The sequence below is a fragment of the Candidatus Pelagibacter communis genome (assembly GCF_001180205.1).
Taxonomy (GTDB): Bacteria; Pseudomonadota; Alphaproteobacteria; order Pelagibacterales; family Pelagibacteraceae; genus Pelagibacter; species Pelagibacter ubique_O.
Window position 1 is genome coordinate 16142 of record NZ_CVSU01000008.1, and the last position, 16851, is coordinate 32992.

At 25.2% G+C, this 16851-nt stretch carries 14 protein-coding genes and 1 pseudogene; all 15 read right to left on the reverse strand.

Going from position 1 to position 16851, the window contains the following annotated elements:
* Positions 1-50 precede the first annotated feature (50 nt).
* Positions 51-971 (reverse strand): UDP-3-O-acyl-N-acetylglucosamine deacetylase, encoded by a 921-nt coding sequence (gene lpxC / locus AMO08_RS00160; RefSeq protein WP_075484210.1) that lies wholly within the window; start codon positions 969-971, stop codon positions 51-53.
* A 63-nt stretch (positions 972-1034) separates the two neighbouring features.
* Positions 1035-1739: a hypothetical protein gene (locus AMO08_RS00165; protein ID WP_075484211.1), complete on the reverse strand. Its 705-nt coding sequence runs from the start codon at positions 1737-1739 to the stop codon at positions 1035-1037.
* Positions 1732-2403 carry a cell division protein FtsQ/DivIB gene (locus AMO08_RS00170; RefSeq protein ID WP_075484212.1) on the reverse strand — a complete coding sequence of 224 codons (672 nt, stop codon included), beginning with the start codon at positions 2401-2403 and terminating at the stop codon, positions 1732-1734. Before AMO08_RS00170 ends, AMO08_RS00165 begins: the two co-directional genes overlap by 8 nt.
* Entirely contained in the window at positions 2384-3298 is a 915-nt protein-coding gene (locus AMO08_RS00175; protein WP_075484213.1) for a D-alanine--D-alanine ligase, read from the reverse strand. Before AMO08_RS00175 ends, AMO08_RS00170 begins: the two co-directional genes overlap by 20 nt.
* A gap of 1 nt (position 3299) precedes the next feature.
* Positions 3300-4205 (reverse strand): UDP-N-acetylmuramate dehydrogenase, encoded by a 906-nt coding sequence (gene murB / locus AMO08_RS00180; RefSeq protein WP_075484214.1) that lies wholly within the window; start codon positions 4203-4205, stop codon positions 3300-3302.
* Positions 4202-5599, reverse strand: coding sequence for a UDP-N-acetylmuramate--L-alanine ligase (gene murC / locus AMO08_RS00185; protein WP_075484215.1), 1398 nt, complete (start codon positions 5597-5599; stop codon positions 4202-4204). Before murC ends, murB begins: the two co-directional genes overlap by 4 nt.
* A complete protein-coding gene (locus AMO08_RS00190) occupies positions 5589-6653 on the reverse strand; it encodes a UDP-N-acetylglucosamine--N-acetylmuramyl-(pentapeptide) pyrophosphoryl-undecaprenol N-acetylglucosamine transferase (RefSeq protein ID WP_075484216.1) in 1065 nt (354 codons plus the stop codon). The genes murC and AMO08_RS00190 overlap by 11 nt, the downstream gene beginning before the upstream one ends.
* Positions 6654-6656: 3 nt before the next feature.
* Positions 6657-7778, reverse strand: coding sequence for an FtsW/RodA/SpoVE family cell cycle protein (locus tag AMO08_RS00195; protein WP_075484217.1), 1122 nt, complete (start codon positions 7776-7778; stop codon positions 6657-6659).
* A complete protein-coding gene (gene murD, locus AMO08_RS00200; RefSeq protein ID WP_075484218.1) occupies positions 7765-9063 on the reverse strand; it encodes a UDP-N-acetylmuramoyl-L-alanine--D-glutamate ligase in 1299 nt (432 codons plus the stop codon). The genes AMO08_RS00195 and murD overlap by 14 nt, the downstream gene beginning before the upstream one ends.
* Entirely contained in the window at positions 9063-10148 is a 1086-nt protein-coding gene (gene mraY / locus AMO08_RS00205) for a phospho-N-acetylmuramoyl-pentapeptide-transferase (protein WP_075484219.1), read from the reverse strand. The genes murD and mraY overlap by 1 nt, the downstream gene beginning before the upstream one ends.
* The gene (locus AMO08_RS00210) at positions 10148-12991 is read right to left on the reverse strand and encodes a UDP-N-acetylmuramoyl-L-alanyl-D-glutamate--2,6-diaminopimelate ligase (protein ID WP_075484220.1); all 2844 of its coding nucleotides are present in this window, start codon (positions 12989-12991) and stop codon (positions 10148-10150) included. Before AMO08_RS00210 ends, mraY begins: the two co-directional genes overlap by 1 nt.
* 2 nt (positions 12992-12993) lie before the next feature.
* The gene (locus AMO08_RS00215) at positions 12994-14685 is read right to left on the reverse strand and encodes a peptidoglycan D,D-transpeptidase FtsI family protein (protein ID WP_075484221.1); all 1692 of its coding nucleotides are present in this window, start codon (positions 14683-14685) and stop codon (positions 12994-12996) included.
* On the reverse strand, positions 14685-14990 hold the full coding sequence (locus tag AMO08_RS00220; RefSeq protein ID WP_075484222.1) for a cell division protein FtsL: 306 nt from the start codon (positions 14988-14990) through the stop codon (positions 14685-14687). Before AMO08_RS00220 ends, AMO08_RS00215 begins: the two co-directional genes overlap by 1 nt.
* A complete protein-coding gene (rsmH, locus tag AMO08_RS00225) occupies positions 14987-15997 on the reverse strand; it encodes a 16S rRNA (cytosine(1402)-N(4))-methyltransferase RsmH (protein ID WP_075484223.1) in 1011 nt (336 codons plus the stop codon). Before rsmH ends, AMO08_RS00220 begins: the two co-directional genes overlap by 4 nt.
* A gap of 18 nt (positions 15998-16015) precedes the next feature.
* Positions 16016-16851: pseudogene (locus AMO08_RS00230) on the reverse strand (cell division protein FtsZ); the annotation flags it as partial.

Here is a 16851-nt window from a genome sequence, read left to right on the forward strand (position 1 = left end):
CTTGATAGATTATACTTACACAGAGAAACTTTTTAAAGCTACCTTTTTTCTTATGCTATAGACCTTAGGAAATTTTTATTAATTAATGTATGTGGAAGATTTTTTTCTTTAATTTCTAATATTGAAAAATTTTCTTTATTTTGAAATACTTTTCTTAATAATTTGTTTGTTAAATAGTGGCCTCCTTGAGAACAAATAATGTTTGCTATAATTCTATATCCAGATGTATACAAATCTCCTATGCAATCTAGAATTTTATGATTAACAAATTCTTTTTGATTTCTTAAGCCATCATTATTTAATACTTTTTCATCTTTTACCACAATAGCATTATCTAAGCTCCCACCTTTTGCTAAACCGTTTTTTTTAATTAATTCAATATCTTCATAAAGACAATAAGTTCTTGAATTATAAACGTCTGACAAATCATCTTCGTAAACTTTGACTTTATTTCTTTGATTTCCAATAAGTCTATTTTTATATTTAAGTTCAAAATCAATATTTAAACTTAATGTAGAAGGTTTAATTAAAATAAATCTTTCACCATCTGAAAATTTTACCTCTTTATTTATCTTGATTATTTTTATTGGATGATCACTAGAATTAATTTCAGCTGCAATTAGTTTTTCAATAAATACTTTAGCTGATCCATCTAGAATTGGCACTTCTTCATTATTAATTTCTATTAATGCATTATCAATTCCTAAGCAAAATAAAGCTCCCATCAAATGTTCTATTGTAGAAACCTTTACGCCATATTCATTTTCTATAGTCGTGTTTAATGATGTATTGGTAACATTCATAAAATTTGGATAAACTAAATTATTATTTTTTAAATCAACTCTTTTAAATACAATACCAAAATTTGGATCAGCTGGTTTAATAGTAACTGTTACATCAAGACCACTGTGAAGTGCAACTCCACTAAATGTAGTATTATTTTTAATTGTTTTTTGAGTAAGGTAAGACACATGATTATTTAATTTGAAATGTTATAAATTTAAAAACAACTAATGTTACAAGAAAAGACAGTATTAACTGAAAAGTTGAAAAAACTTCTCAAAAATTCCATTTTTTTTATAGTTTTTTGGAATTAATTTTACCTCATTTTCATTAAATCCACTTTTAACTTTGTAGGCTATATCTGAAATAATAGTAAAATTATTTTGAAATAAGGTTTTGATATATTTGCCATCCAAGTATTCTTTAATATTAATATGATACTTCTGAAATATACTTTCAATTTGAGCAGTCAAATTTATAGGAATAGAAATAAATTTTAGTTCGATACAAAAAAAATCTCCATGCAAATTTTCTTGGTATGTGGGATAATTTTTTCCATTAACAAAATAATTGTTAATTATTATATGCATGATTTTTTCACTTTGAAAATTTTCTTTATATAAATCTTTAGCGTCAACAAGTGAATTCTCAAAATATTTTTTATTTATGATTTCATCATAATTTTTCTTTTTTATACTGAAGTTTATATTAGATATTTTTATGTGCTCTATTATTAAAGTAATATTTTTTATAAATTTGCCTGTTAATTTTTCTAATTTAAATATGTTGTCTGTAAGAAATAAATCTAAACTTTTAAAATCTATAGAATGAGTATTATTATTTATTTTCAATTCCTTTGAGTATAAATTTTTTCGTTTCTTTATATCAAAAAGATATATTCCAAATTCTTTTGGTGAAATACTTATAAATGTCTCTAAATCTAGATCTTCAACCATTAATTATAATTTTATCATTTATTCTAGCATCTATTATTTTTATATTTTTGAAACTGCTATTATTTAAAAATCCATACACTAGATCTAAAGATTTTTTTATATTTGTATTGGATAGTTTTATTACAACATTATTTTTAAGCTTTATATCCCATCGTTTTGATGGAAAATAATAAAAGGAATTTATTTCTTCATAAGAAATTTTAGAATTCTCTAAAAATTTTAAAAAAGTTAAAAAGTCTTGAATATTTGGTTTACCAAAAATATAAGGTAATTCATCATTTAAGAAATTATTGTCTATGAGTTTTCCATTAGATCCAATATAATATAATTCTCCTTCCAGATTAATCTTTGCTACTAAATCAGTTTTTTTTATATAAACATTGAGTGTTGATGGATATATTTTTATAATTTTATAGTTTTCAACCAAATTATTTGAATTAATTATTTGATTTATTTTGTCACTATTTAGTGAAAAAAAATTTTCTAAATTTAAATTTTTAATTTTTTTTGAAAGAATCTTACTTTCTGAAACATCGAGTCCTGTGATTTTTATATTTTTAACCTTATTAAAATTAATTTTATTAAAGTTGATATTGTTTATAGAACCTAATAAAATTAACAAAAAAAAATAAATTAAAACTCTTCTACTTTTTTTTAGATGCATCTATTAAAATCCATTCAATTAATTTTAGAAAACTTATACCTTTATAAGCAGCTATTTCAGGTACCAAAGATAGTTTCGTCATTCCTGGCTGAGTATTAATTTCTAGTATATAAAATTTTCCATTGTAAAATTTAAAATCTGATCTTGTAACACCTTTACAGCCAATTATTTTATGAGCTTTTAAAGCTATATCTAATAACTGTTTCATTTTGTTTGACGGTAAATTGACTGGTATTATGTGTTCTGTTTTTGCACTACTATTATATTTTGCTTTGTAATCATAAAACTTTCTTTTTGGTCTTAACTCTATAGCGCCTAATTTTTTATTACCCATTATGGCAACTTGAATTTCTCTACCACCAATAAACTCTTCAATCATAACTTTTTTATAATTTTTAATAGAAGTTAGAGTCTTAATTATATTTTTTTTATTACAAATATACACATTTACACTCGAGCCTTCATTTAAAGGTTTGACAACTACTGGGAATTTTAACTTTTTTTTTATTTTTTTTATTAAATCAGATGTCGGTAAATCATAAGAATATGTAAAATATTTTGGAGTTTTTATTTTATTTTTTATAAATATTTTTTTAGAAATTTCTTTATCCATTGCAATAGAAGATGCAATTACTCCTGAATGAGTATATGGAATTTGAAAACTTTCTAAGATACTCTGAGTATATCCATCTTCACCAAATTGACCATGTAATGCATTAAAGACTACATTGGGTTGAAATATTTTAATATTTTTTTTTAAATTATTATCTGGTTCAGATATTTTAACTCTATAACCATTTTTTTTAAGTTCTTTAGCAACCTGTAGTCCAGTATCTAGACTAATTAATCTCTCTTTGGAAATACCACCCGACAGTACTAACACTTTTTTTTTCAATTTATTCTAATATTTTAATTTCAGTTTCTATTTTGATACCTGTTTTTTTAAAAACACTATCTGATACAAAATCTATTAACTTTTTCATATCTTCAAATTTAGCATTACCTTTGTTTACAAAGAAATTACAGTGTTTTTCAGATATTGATGCATCTCCAAATGATTTTTCAAGCGGTACAGACTCTTTTATTAGTTGCCATACCTTTTTATTTGATTGATCTATAGGATTTTTAAATGTACTACCACTAGTCTTAATTTTAGTTGGTTGAGCTTGTTCTTTTCTCTCTTTAAATAATTTTATATCTTTTTTAATAATATCTTTATTCTTTTTATAACCTTTAAATGATGCACTTAAAAAAATTAGATCCTCCGACAATCCACTGTCTCTATATTTAAAATTAACCTCTTTTGCTGGTATGGTAATTACTTGTCCTATTTTATTTAATGCCTGAATTGAAATTAAAATATCTTTAAACTCTCGTTGAAAACATCCTGCATTCATTTTAATACCTCCACCAACTGTACCAGGTATACATGACAAAAACTCAAAACCGCCAATACTATTTTCCATTGCAAAGTCTGATAGTGATTTATCATTTACAGCCGCTCCAGCTATAATAATTTCTTGGTTTAGCAAAGATATGTTGTTAAAATTATTAGTTAATTTAATTACAACTCCGTCAAATTTTTTATCAGTAATTAATGTATTTGAGCCGGCTCCTAGTACGAATATTTCCTCTTTATCGTTAATTTTTTTAAGGAATTTAATTAAATCTTTTAAATTATCAGCTTTATAGAAAGCTTTGGTTTTTCCTCCAATATTAAACCAATTTTTTTTTTTTAAATCATAATCTAATTTTAAATTATTATTAAATTCTTGAGTCAACTCTTTTAAATCAATTTTCATGATAACAATTTAGGTAATTCTCGCAGCCAACTTGAGATAGACCCAGCTCCCATTCCTATAACTATTTTTTTTCCATAAATATTGGCTTTAATAAATTTTGCTAATTGAAATTTATCATCAACTAAAAATAGCTGCACTCTTGAATTTTTAATTATTTCTTTCGCAAAACTTGTGTAACTAAAGCCAAGTTTTAATTTTTCTCCAGCAGTATAAATCGGAAACAAAATAACTTTGTCTGCCTTTTTAAAAGCATAGGTAAATTCTTTTTTCAAATCTTTTAGTCTTGAAACTCTATGTGGTTGGAAAATACATATTTTTTCATAATCTTTATAAACATTTTTAACACCATCCAATACTTCTTTGATTTCTGTAGGGTGGTGGGCATAATCATCATAAAAATCTACATTATTGAAACTAAATATTTTATTAAATCTTCTTTGAACTCCTCTAAAATTTTTAAGTCCTTTTTTAATATTATTTATAGGTAGACCTAAAGTTAAAGCTAATGCAGCTGCGGCTACAGAATTTTTTATATTATGTGTTCCTAATAAAGGAATTTTAAATTTTTTAATTAATTTATTTTTTTTATTTGGTAATTTTATATTTAAATCAAACTCAGAGAATTCTTTTAAGTGTTTGACATTTTTGATACAAAAATTTGATTTTACATCTAGGCCATACGTATAAAAGTTTTTGTTTTTAATATTTTTAATTAAATTTTTATTATTTTTGTCATCTAAGCAAATAAATGATTTTCCAAATGATGGAACCTTATTAACAAAATTTTCAAAATATTTGTTTAATTTATTCATATTACCATAATAATCCATATGCTCTCTGTCTATATTAGTGATGATAGAATATGTTGGAGGTATGAAAACAAAACTCCCATCAGATTCGTCTGCCTCTAATATAGACCAATCACTTTTTCCTAGCTTTGCCGAATTATTAATTGAATTTATTACTCCTCCATTAATAATAGTAGGATCAATTTTTGTCTCTTGAAATATAGATGCTATCAGAGATGTTGTTGTAGTTTTGCCGTGTGATCCTACTACTACAATATTTTTTGTTAAAGAAACAATATTGGCCAGCATTTCTCCTCTTTTATAAATAGGTAATTGTTTCTTTTTAGCCGTAAGAAGTTCAGGATTATTTTTTTTTATAGCTGAAGATATAACTAGGATAGTTCCCTTATCTATATTTTGTTTCTTGTGTCCAATAAAAACTTTTATTTTTTCTTTTTTTAATCTTTCAATATTTTTATTATTTGAAATATCACTTCCTTGAACTTTAAAACCTTTACCTTTCATTATTAATGCTAGGCCACTCATGCCTATTCCACCTATCCCGACGAAATGTATGAGTTCTGATTTTGCTAATTTAATTTTCATTAATAATATTTAATATTTTTTGATTAACATTATTCCATGTATTTTGATAATTTAATTTCTGTAAATTATTTTTTTTTGTCATGTAATCCTGACTTTTATTTGTCAATTCCACTAAAAATTTCTTAAATTTTTGATCATCAAAATTTTTTTGATCAATTATCCAACAACAATCCTGTTCCTTATAATATTTTGCGTTTTCATACTGATGATTATCTTTTGATGATGGGAGCGGTATTGCTATAAATGGAACATTTAAAAAGGATAGTTCAGCTAAACTTGAGGCACCTGCTCTTGTTATACATAAATCTCCTTGTTTTAAAACTTCATTAAGATTGTGATCAAAACTAAAAACTTTACTTTCAATATTATTTTGAGAATAAAAATTCTTTAAAAAATTAATATTTTTCTTACTCGTTTGATGAATAATTTTTATAGATGCTTGTTTTGCTAAACTAACAAAAGATTTATTTAAAAGTTTATCAAAGATTTTTGCACCCTGACTACCTCCTATGATTATAATTGTGAATAAATTATCATGTTTTTGATATTTACTAGTTTCATAATATTCTTTTCTTATCAAAGGATTAATAGTAGTTAATTTATGATTAATTCCAGATGGTAAATTAATTAAATTCTTTGAATAACATATTAATTTTCTTGAAAAATTTAAAAAAAATTTATTTGCCCTTCCAAGAACCATATTTGGTTCAATTAAAAAAATATTAATGTCCAATATTTTTGCTGCTAAGCATAGTGGTAAGGACATATAGCCACCGGTAGAAATTAAAATTGAAATATTATTTTTTTTTAAAAGAAAAAAAGATTTAACTGTTAAAAAACATATTTTTAAAAGTGAAAAAGGAAGTAGAAAATAATTATTTAATTTTGGAGTATTAATTACAAATGCTTTAATATTCTTATCTAAATATGTAAGACCTCTTATGTCGGTAGAAATCAAAGTTTCGTGCGTATTTTTTAAATGATTATAAATTGTAATTGCTGGTACCACATGACCTCCAGATCCTCCTGTAGAAATTAAAACTTTTTTTGTCATTTATTAAGTTATTTTTCTTTTTGTTAAATTTAAAATTATCCCAGCTAATATTGATGTACTTATTATAGATGAGCCACCATAACTTAAAAAAGGTAAAGTCATTCCAGTAGTTGGAAATAATCTTATATTGACCCCGATATGAATTGTTGCCTGCATTAATATTAAACTAATAGATCCAATTAAAATAAGTTTAGCTTTATCATTTGTCTCAAAACTTATTTTTTTAAAAACCATATAAATTAAGATCAAAAACAATAATAATATTAACATTATAGCAACAACACCAAACTCCTCGGAAATTACTGAAATAATGTAGTCAGTATGAGCTTCGGGAACTCTATTTTTAAGAACTCCCTCACCTATGCCTTTTCCAAAAAAACCTCCGCTTGTAATTGACTCTATTGCTTTATCAGATTGGAAATTATGAGTACCTGACTCTCTATTAAAAAATGAAAAAATACGTCCTTGGATATAATCAAACCTGGGAACATAGATAATAAGATAAGCAAGAAAAGAAGAGCCAGCAATAAATGTTGCTAAAAGGACATATATATTAATTCCTGATGTAAAGATTAGAGCTGCCCAACAAAATACCACTAATAAAGTTTGGCCAATATCTGGTTGAGTTATTAAAAGTAAAGAAATGACAGATATCAAAACAATAGATATCAAATACTTAAATAAAATATTTGATCTAATATCACATAAAATAGTTGCTAAAATTATTATCAAAAATGGTTTTAAAACTTCTATGGGCTGAAATCTTGGTAAGAAAAATAAGTCTATCCATCTTTTAGAACCTTTAACTTCAACACCAATAAATGGCACTAAAAATAAAGAAATAAGCGAGATAAAAAAAAGAAAAACAGAGTATTTATATAATTGATCTGAATTTAAAGAAGAAAATATAAAAATAAGAAATATTCCAATTAGCACATAAATCAAATGTTTAAAAAAGAAGAAATAACTGTTGGTATCTAACTTATCAGAGGCTATTAATGAAGTTGAAACTAAAGAAAAAAATAATCCAATAATAAATAATAAACTTATTATTAAAAAAATAGATTTATCTATATTTTTCCACCATTGATAATAAAATTTGTAAATAATACTATCGCTTTGCATTTATAAATTTTTTAATTATTTGATTAAAATAATACCCTCTATCTTCAAAATTTTTGAAACTATCAAATGAAGCACCAGCTGGACTAAAAAAAATAATATTTTTTTTAGATTGTTGAATATTTATTTCTGAAAAAATAACATTAAGAGTTTCTTTTAAATTTTTAAAATTTTTAATTTTTAATCTATTTTTTAAAATTTTTACAAATTCTCTATGATGTGATCCAAAAATATAAGCTTTGATATTTTTACACTTTATTTTTGATAGTTTAAATTTATCTCCCTTTTTAGGAATTCCTCCTAAGATCCAATATGCATCATTTAAATTTTTTAATATATTTTCTGAGGAGGGAAAGCTTGTAGATTTTGAGTCGTTAATTATTGTGAGATTTTTTTTATCAAATATAATTTGCTGTCTAAAATCTAAGCCTTTAAATTTATTAATAGTTTTAAATAATTTTTTATAATTAAGTTTTAATCGGGGAGCAATTTTTAATATAAATGATAAATTTTCTTTATTGCCATCAGATATAAAATATTTATTAGTAATTTGACTAAACTTTTTATCTATACTTGATGTCTGCACTCTGTAAATTTGTGAACTATATTTATTTTTATTTAATTTTTTAGTTATCAGCTCATCCTCTTTTTTTACGTACGCAAAAGATCCCCTTATTTGGGATTTTAATAACTTAAATTTTGCATTTACATAATTCTTTAAACTTTTATGTCTCTCGATGTGGTCAGGAGTTATGTTTAAAATTACCGCATATTTAGATCTAAATACGCTGCTGTAATCTAACTGATAAGAAGAAGCCTCTATTACAAAGATTGTTTTTTTTGTAATATTTTTTTCTGATAATGCTGGATTACCTATATTTCCAATAAGTCTTGAGTCTCTTTTTTGATCGATTAAAACATCATGTAAAATTTTAGCAGTTGTAGATTTACCGTTTGTACCAGTGATCGTAATACTTTCATTGTTATAAAATGAAAATAAAACATCAAGGTCAGTATGAATTTTATTAAAATTTTTCTTTAAAAATTTTGATAACTTGCAATTTGAGATATCAATTCCAGGACTAATAATAATTCTATCAAAATTTATTTTTTGAATTTGTTCGTATCTAATTATTTTTTTTTTAAATTTTGATTTAATTTTTTGATTATCATCAAACAAATATACATCAGACTTGTTTTTTAAAAACTTATAAGATGAAATACCACTCTTTCCTAAGCCATAAATTAATATTTTTTTTCTTAAAAAAATATTATTAAATATTTTCATTATCTTAATTTCAATGTAGCTAGACCGATCATTGCTAGAATGATAGAGATAATCCAAAACCTAATTACAACTGTAGACTCTGGCCACCCCTTTTTCTCAAAATGATGATGAATAGGTGCCATTCTAAAAATTCTTTTTCCAGTAAGTTTAAACGAAATCACCTGAACCATTACCGAAACTGCCTCTAGTACAAAAAGTCCACCAGTAATAGCTAAAACAATTTCATGCTTTGTGATAATTCCTACTGCTCCTAAAGATCCTCCAAGAGATAATGAGCCTGTGTCACCCATAAAAATTTTAGCAGGTGGAGCATTAAACCATAAGAAACCTAAACAAGAGCCAATAATTGCCCCACAAAAAATTGATACTTCACCAGTTCCTTCAATGTAGGGAATTTGTAAATAATTTGAAAATACGATGTTTCCAGTAACATAACTTATAAAAGCAAAACATGCTGCAACCAATATTACAGGCACTGTTGCTAGACCATCTAATCCATCCGTAAGGTTAACAGAATTTGACGAACCAATAATTACGAATATTGCAAATGGTATAAAAAACCATCCAAGGTTTATGATTAAATTTTTAAAGAATGGAAAATACAAATTATTTAAATCTTGATAATCGTTTAAATAAACAAACAAACTTACACCAATAATTGCTAATATTATTTGTGAAATTATTTTAAACTTTGAGGAAATTCCTGATGAGTTGCTAAATTTAATCTTCTTAAAATCATCATATGCTCCCAATAAACCAAACGTAATCGCTATGTACATACAAAATAAAATATTAATATTTGATAAATCTGCCCAAAATATTACTGATACCAACAGGCCGAATAAAATTATTAAACCTCCCATTGTTGGTGTACCAATTTTTTTAACTATATGATCTTCAGGTCCATCGTCACGGATTGGATTTAAAATTTTTTGTTTTGAAAAAAATTTAATAAAAGGACCCCCAATAATCAGCACAATAACTAATGAGGTAAAAAAAGATAAACCTGTTCTAAAAGTTAAATATTTAAATACATTTAAAAAACTAAAAGTATCAACAAAATTTAATAAAAATTGATAAAGCATTAATGCAATCCTTTCAGGTCTTTTACTATGTCGTTGAAACCTGTCGCAAGTGAGGCTTTAATCATTAAATAATCATTATCATTTAAATCTTTTCTAATAAATTCAATAATTTGAGGTTTATTTAATAAAATTCTGCCTTTTTTGGCTTTTGAAATACTTGCAAATATTATTGATGCCATTTTACCTTTAACGAATACCTTATCTATCCTAGTTTGATTAATTATTGGGGCAATAGATTGATGAAGTTTTTTAGAATGACTACCGAGCTCCAACATGTCACCAATTAGTAGATATTTATTTGATTTTTTTGAATTTATTTTATCAAAATTTTTTATAGCTGATTTTAATGATAGAGGATTTGAATTATAACTTTGATCAATTAAATTAATTTTTTTATTGTCAATTTTTACTACAGAATAGTCTCCCCTTCCCCCTGGAATTTTGAAATTGAGAAAAATATTTTCATTAAGTTTAAATATATTTTTATAAATACTAATAACTGCTAAAGCAGAAAGTGTATTATATATATTGTTTTGAAAATCATTAGATAATATAAAATACTTTTTTCTATTATTTAATCTAATATTAATTTTGAATTTTTTTTCAAAGGGCTTAACATTAACTAATTTAATTTCAGATTTCTGATTTTTAATTCCAAAAGAAACTACTTTAATTTTATTTTTTATGGCAATTTTTTTGTGTAATTGAAAAAAGCTGTCATCTGCATTTAATACAATATAACCATAAGGTTTTATGTTGTTAATTATTTCAGATTTTGCCAGAGCAATTTGTTTAATATTTTTAAAATTTTTAGCATGCGCATAATTTATATTTGTTATCACACCAACATCTGGTTTTATTATTTTTGACAAATAATCAATTTCACCTTTTTTATCCATTCCAACCTCTAAAATTCCGAATTCATCATTTTGTCTTAAATTAAAAAGGCTTAAAGGAACCCCAAATTTATTGTTATAAGATTTTGGTGAAATACTTACTTTTGAAATTTTACTTAATACATTACCCAACAATTCTTTAAGCGTAGTTTTACCACAACTGCCTGTGATAGCTATAATGTTTGTATCAATACTTTTTCTAAAAGTTTTTGAAATATCTGTTAGGAATTTTAAAGTATTTTTTACTTTAATCTGTCGACTTTGATTTAATTTGTTTTGAATTTTATTAACTACAGCTAAAGATGCTTTTCTGTTGAATGATTGTGAAACATATTTATTGCCGTCATTTTTTTTTCCTTTAATAGCAAAAAAAATATCATTTTTGGTAACTTCCTTAGAATTAATCCTGGCTGTTTTTAAAGATATGGAAACAGGCAATTTTTTTATTTTAGCTGCCTCTTTAACCACATTTAATTTTAAACTATCTGATAAATAATTATTTTTATGCTTAATAGCATTTAAAATTACCTTTCTATCTGAAAAGAAAATTTTCTTATTTCCAATATCTTGTGTTTTCTCATGGCCTTTCCCAGCAACTAACAAAAGATCACCAGTATTCAAATTATAAACAGCTTGTGTTATTGCTGTTGCTCTATTTGATATTTCAATAATTCTCTTTTTTTTAATTCCCTTTTTTATATCTCTTATTATTTTTTTAGGATTTTCAAATCTAGGATTATCATTTGTAAGAATTATCCTATCTGCAAAATCACTAGCTATTTTTCCCATTTTTGATCTTTTATTTTGATCTCTATTTCCCCCACAACCAAATAGAACTGTGATTGCTTTATTGGGAAATTGTTCTCTAAGATTTAGAAGACATGTTTTTAGAGCATCAGGCGTATGAGCATAATCAAGAATTACTTTTGATTGATTTTTAATTTTACCAATTTTTTCAAACCTTCCTTCAACTGGTTTTATTTTTGGAATTGTATTTAAAATTTTATCTAAACTAATACCACTATATTTTGCTGCAATTATTGCCATCAAAACATTTTTTAATTGTATTTTTCCAATTAAATTTAAATTTATATCTCTTATTGAGCTATTTAATTTAATTCTAAGTAATTGACCCTCTCCTTTAAAATTATGATATAAAAGTTCGAGATTATTTTTCTTATCATTAAGTGTATGCAATTTTAATTTCTTTTTAATTGCAATTTTTTTTATATTTTTAAACTCAGGTATTAATTTATCTGTAACTACATTTCCTCTTTTTTGGATCAAATTTTCAAATAAATAAAGTTTTGCATTTAAATAGTTTTTTAAATTTTTATGATAATCAAGATGATCCTGGGATAGATTAGTAAATATACCTGAATTAAACTTTAAACCATCTAATCTATTTTGCTTTAAACCATGGCTTGAGGCTTCCATAATTACATTTTCAATTTTTTGAGTTTTTAACTTACTCAAAATTTTAGCCAATTTAATTGGATCTATTGTAGTGTTAGATAAATTCAAATTAATTCTTTTTGATTTAACACCTAATGTGCCAATTGAAGCAGCCTTTTTATTATTTAATTTTAATATTTGATAATAAAAATCAGCAACTGATGACTTTCCATTTGTACCTGTAACTGCGATTAAATTTTTTGGTTTTTTATTATAAATTTTAAAAGCAGTTTCGGCTAATAATTTTCTTATATTATTTGTATGAATATATAAAATTCCATTTTGGAATGGATTTACTTTTTTTTCAGTTACAATAATTTTAGATCCTTTTTTAATAGCATTAGGAATAAATTTATTACCATCAATAGTATTTCCTTTGATTGCGAAAAAAATATTATTTTTTTTAATACTCTTCGTGTCAAATGAAATTCCTGAAAAAGAAAAATTTTTATAATTTTTATTTATGTTATGAAAGTAGTTTCCTAGCAGCATTATTAATTAACCTCTATATATTTTGTGGCTAAAATAGGCCCAATTTTGTCTATGACCTTTCCAGCTACTTCCACTGAAGTCCAACCAGCAGTATTATAAAGTGTACCCTTCCAACCTCCTTTTCGATGTCTGTACTTATAATAATAATCTTTAGATTTTTTTGGTGTATCTAGCATTACAATAAAAACAAATTGTGGATTTGATGTAGGAAAAATGGAGGCAAAAGTATTTATTTTTGCCTCAGAATATGCGCCTCCCTCAGGTTGATCAGCAGTTCCTGTTTTTCCACCAATTTCATAATTTTGAACATCTGCAAATTTAGCTGTCCCTTCCTCAGTATTTACAATTTTTCTTAATGCGCTAACAACTTGTTCTGAAATACCTATATTTAATATTCTTTTATTTTTTTTATTAAAATCATTTTCTTTATAAATTAATGTTGGCTTAATTTCATACCCACCATTTGATAAAACAGAATAACCTTTTGCTAATTGAAGAATTGTAGTTGCTATTCCATGTCCAAAAGAAGCTGTAGCCAATCTGCATTTTCCAAAATCATAATTTTTTTGAGGAGCAACTTCTTCTATATCAAAATCAATATCACTTAACACGCCAACTTTTTCTAAAAATAATTTAAATTTTTCTGAACCAACTTTTTGGGCAATTTTTACTGATCCTATATTTCCAGATCTAACTAAAATTTGCTCTGCAGTTAAATCTGATGGTATTTCATTGTCGTATTCACCTATTCTGTATTTGTCACATTTAATTGATTTAGGTAAATTTAAAAATTCAGTCTCTGGTTTAATTACCTTTTCATTTAAGGCGCTAGCAAAAGTAAATGCTTTAAATACAGACCCAAGTTCATATGTTCCTTTAGTTACCCTGTTAATATAATTTACATCTGTAATATTTTGTCTTTCATTTGGATTAAAATCTGGCAAAGAAACTAATGATAAAATATTGCCATTATTAACATCCATTAATATAGCTGCACTACCTTTGCTTTTAAAAATTTCCTGATATTTAATTAATTCTTTTCTTATTAAAAATTGTATATCTTTATCTAAGGTAAGTTTAATTGACTCTTTTGATTTTCTTAGTTCATCATTTAATGATTTTTCTAATCCAGAAATACCATTATTATCATCATCTATCTGACCTAAAACATGACTAAAAAGATTTTTTTGTGGATACATTCTTAAAACTCTTTCTTCTGGAACTAAAGATTTGTCCCCTAATTTCATTATTTTTTCATAATTTTCCTCTGAAATTTTCTTCTCTAAATAAAAAAATTTCTTAGTTTTTATTTTTTTTTTAATTTCATCAAAATTTTTTTCAGGAAAAATAATATTTAAACTTAGAAGTAATTTTTTTTCATTGATTATATCTGAAGTTTTTAAACCAATATCAATCGATTTAACTGTCTTAGCTAAATAATTTCCATTAATATCTATGATGTCTGCTCGATAAAGCTGATTTTTAGATCCATGAAGATTATTGATTTTTTCTAATTGAATCTTTCGTGAACCTAAGTGAACTAGATGTATTGCATAAATTAAATATATAATAAAAAAAACAAAGAAAATAAAAGCTACACGATTAAATTGAATATTTAATCCATTTTCTTTTTTTTTAAATGTATAATCACTTTTATAGTCCTCTATAGTTAAATTAAATTTATTATCAGCCATTACTCTTTAATAATTTTAAATTTATGGATTTTATTTATATCACTTAAAATATTGTAGACTCTTATATCGTTAATATTTTTTTGAATTAACTCATCCTCAAAATACTGAGATTGATATTCAATTAACCTTTCTGAGGAACTTAAATAATCATACTCCAAGGATACATTTTCAAATTCAGTCTTTAAAATTCTAATATTCTCTTTTGCTGTAAATATTTCATCTTCAATTTCTTTAGTCGTATTTTTTATTATTGCAGTTGATAGGACTAAAAAAAAAATCACTACTGCTAAAGCAAACTTTTTCACAGTTTGTCTCCATAATTTTCAATTTCAATATAATTTCTGAATTGCTCCTCTATATCGGTATCAAAATTATAAAAATCTGTTTTTTTAATCACATATCTAAATTTAGCAGATCTAGATGGTGGATTTTCATTCACCTCCTCATCTGAGGGTATTATTGGTTTTTTTTGAATTAAGTTAAACAGAGTATCTGCTTGTTCAATAACTGGGCTATATCGTGAAATACTTTTATTTTCAGATAGACTTTTAAAAAAATATTTGACTATTTTATCCTCTAAAGAGTGAAATGTAACTACCCCCAAAACACCACCTTTTTTTAAAACTTTTGTAGCATTAATAAGTCCAAAAATTAGCTCACTTATTTCTTTATTTACAAATATTCTAAGGGCTTGAAAAACCTTGGTAGCATTATGAACTTTAAAATTTTTTCTTTTTTTTGATTTATCAATAATTTCAACTAAAGTTTTAGTATCAATTTGATTTTTTGATCTTTCTTTTATGATATTTCGTGAAATAAATTTTGCTTCTTTTTCATCTCCAAAAAATTTAAAAATTTTTTCTAATTCTTTTTCATCGAGTTTGTTGATTGCATCTTCTGCTGAACAACTATTTAATCCTAACTGCATATTTAATTTACCGCTGGCATCGAACGATAATCCTTTTTTTGGATCTTTTATTTGAGTATAAGAGTAACCAAGATCAAAAATTACACCTCTTATATTTTCATTTTTGAGCTTTAAATTACTTAATTGACTAAATTTTATATTTTTAAAAATAAATCTATCTTCAAAGTTTTCTTTTAATTGATTAGCAATTTTTTCACTCTCTATGTCTCTATCAATAGCTATTACTTTTGTATTTTTAAAATCTAAAATTTTTTTGGAATAACCGCCTTGACCGAAAGTACAATCGATAAATGTGCCACCATGTTGAGGGGAAATAACGCTAATAATTTCTTTTAGCAGTACCGGATAATGCTTTTGCATTTTCGGTACTATGGTGGCGTCCATTTATCTCTTGGAAGACCATTAATTTTTTTGTCTTCTTAAGAATGCTGGTATCTCAAGATCATCTTCTTCCTCTTCATCTGAAGTCAATAAATCTTCAGGGCTTGAATTATCAGTTTCTGAACTAAATAAATCTGGTGCATCAGAATCAACACCAAATTCTTTTAAATCATTAGAGGTTTCTTCTTCTTTGTTAATATCTTGATGATCTTCATGGTTAGTTTCCATAGCTTCTTGAGCAAAAGATTTTTCCATTTCATTAACTGAATTATCCTCAACTATACTTTCACTTTCCATGCTAGTATTTTGAACAACTTCTTCATTCATCATTTGATTGTGAGAACTTTCAGTTTGTTGTTCTTGGACAATCTCATTTTCAAGTTTTAAAGCATTTGCACCATGTGTAATTGGGTTTGATGTCGTTGAATTTGAAAAATTAAATGATTGAGATGATCCAATATTTGAAAAATCAGAATAACCGGGGTTACGATTATGAATTCTATGAACCATATTTACTACTGATTTTGACTCAGGTTGCTGACCGTCTAATGATGTTGCAACAATTGAAACTCTAATTTTTCCATCAAGCTCTGTATCGGTAATAGCTCCAATTATCACCTCCGCCTCTGCATCTACCTCAGATCTTATTTTATTCACCACTTCGTCTACTTCAAAGAGTTTAAGATCTTTACCTCCAGTAATATTAACTAACAATCCTTTGGCACCTTTTAGAGTGTAGTCGTCAATTAAAGGGTTGCTTATTGCCATCTCTGCAGCTTCCATTGCACGACCTTCACCTTCAGCTTCTCCAGTTCCCATCATAGCTTTGCCCATCGCTGCCATAACAGTTTCAACAT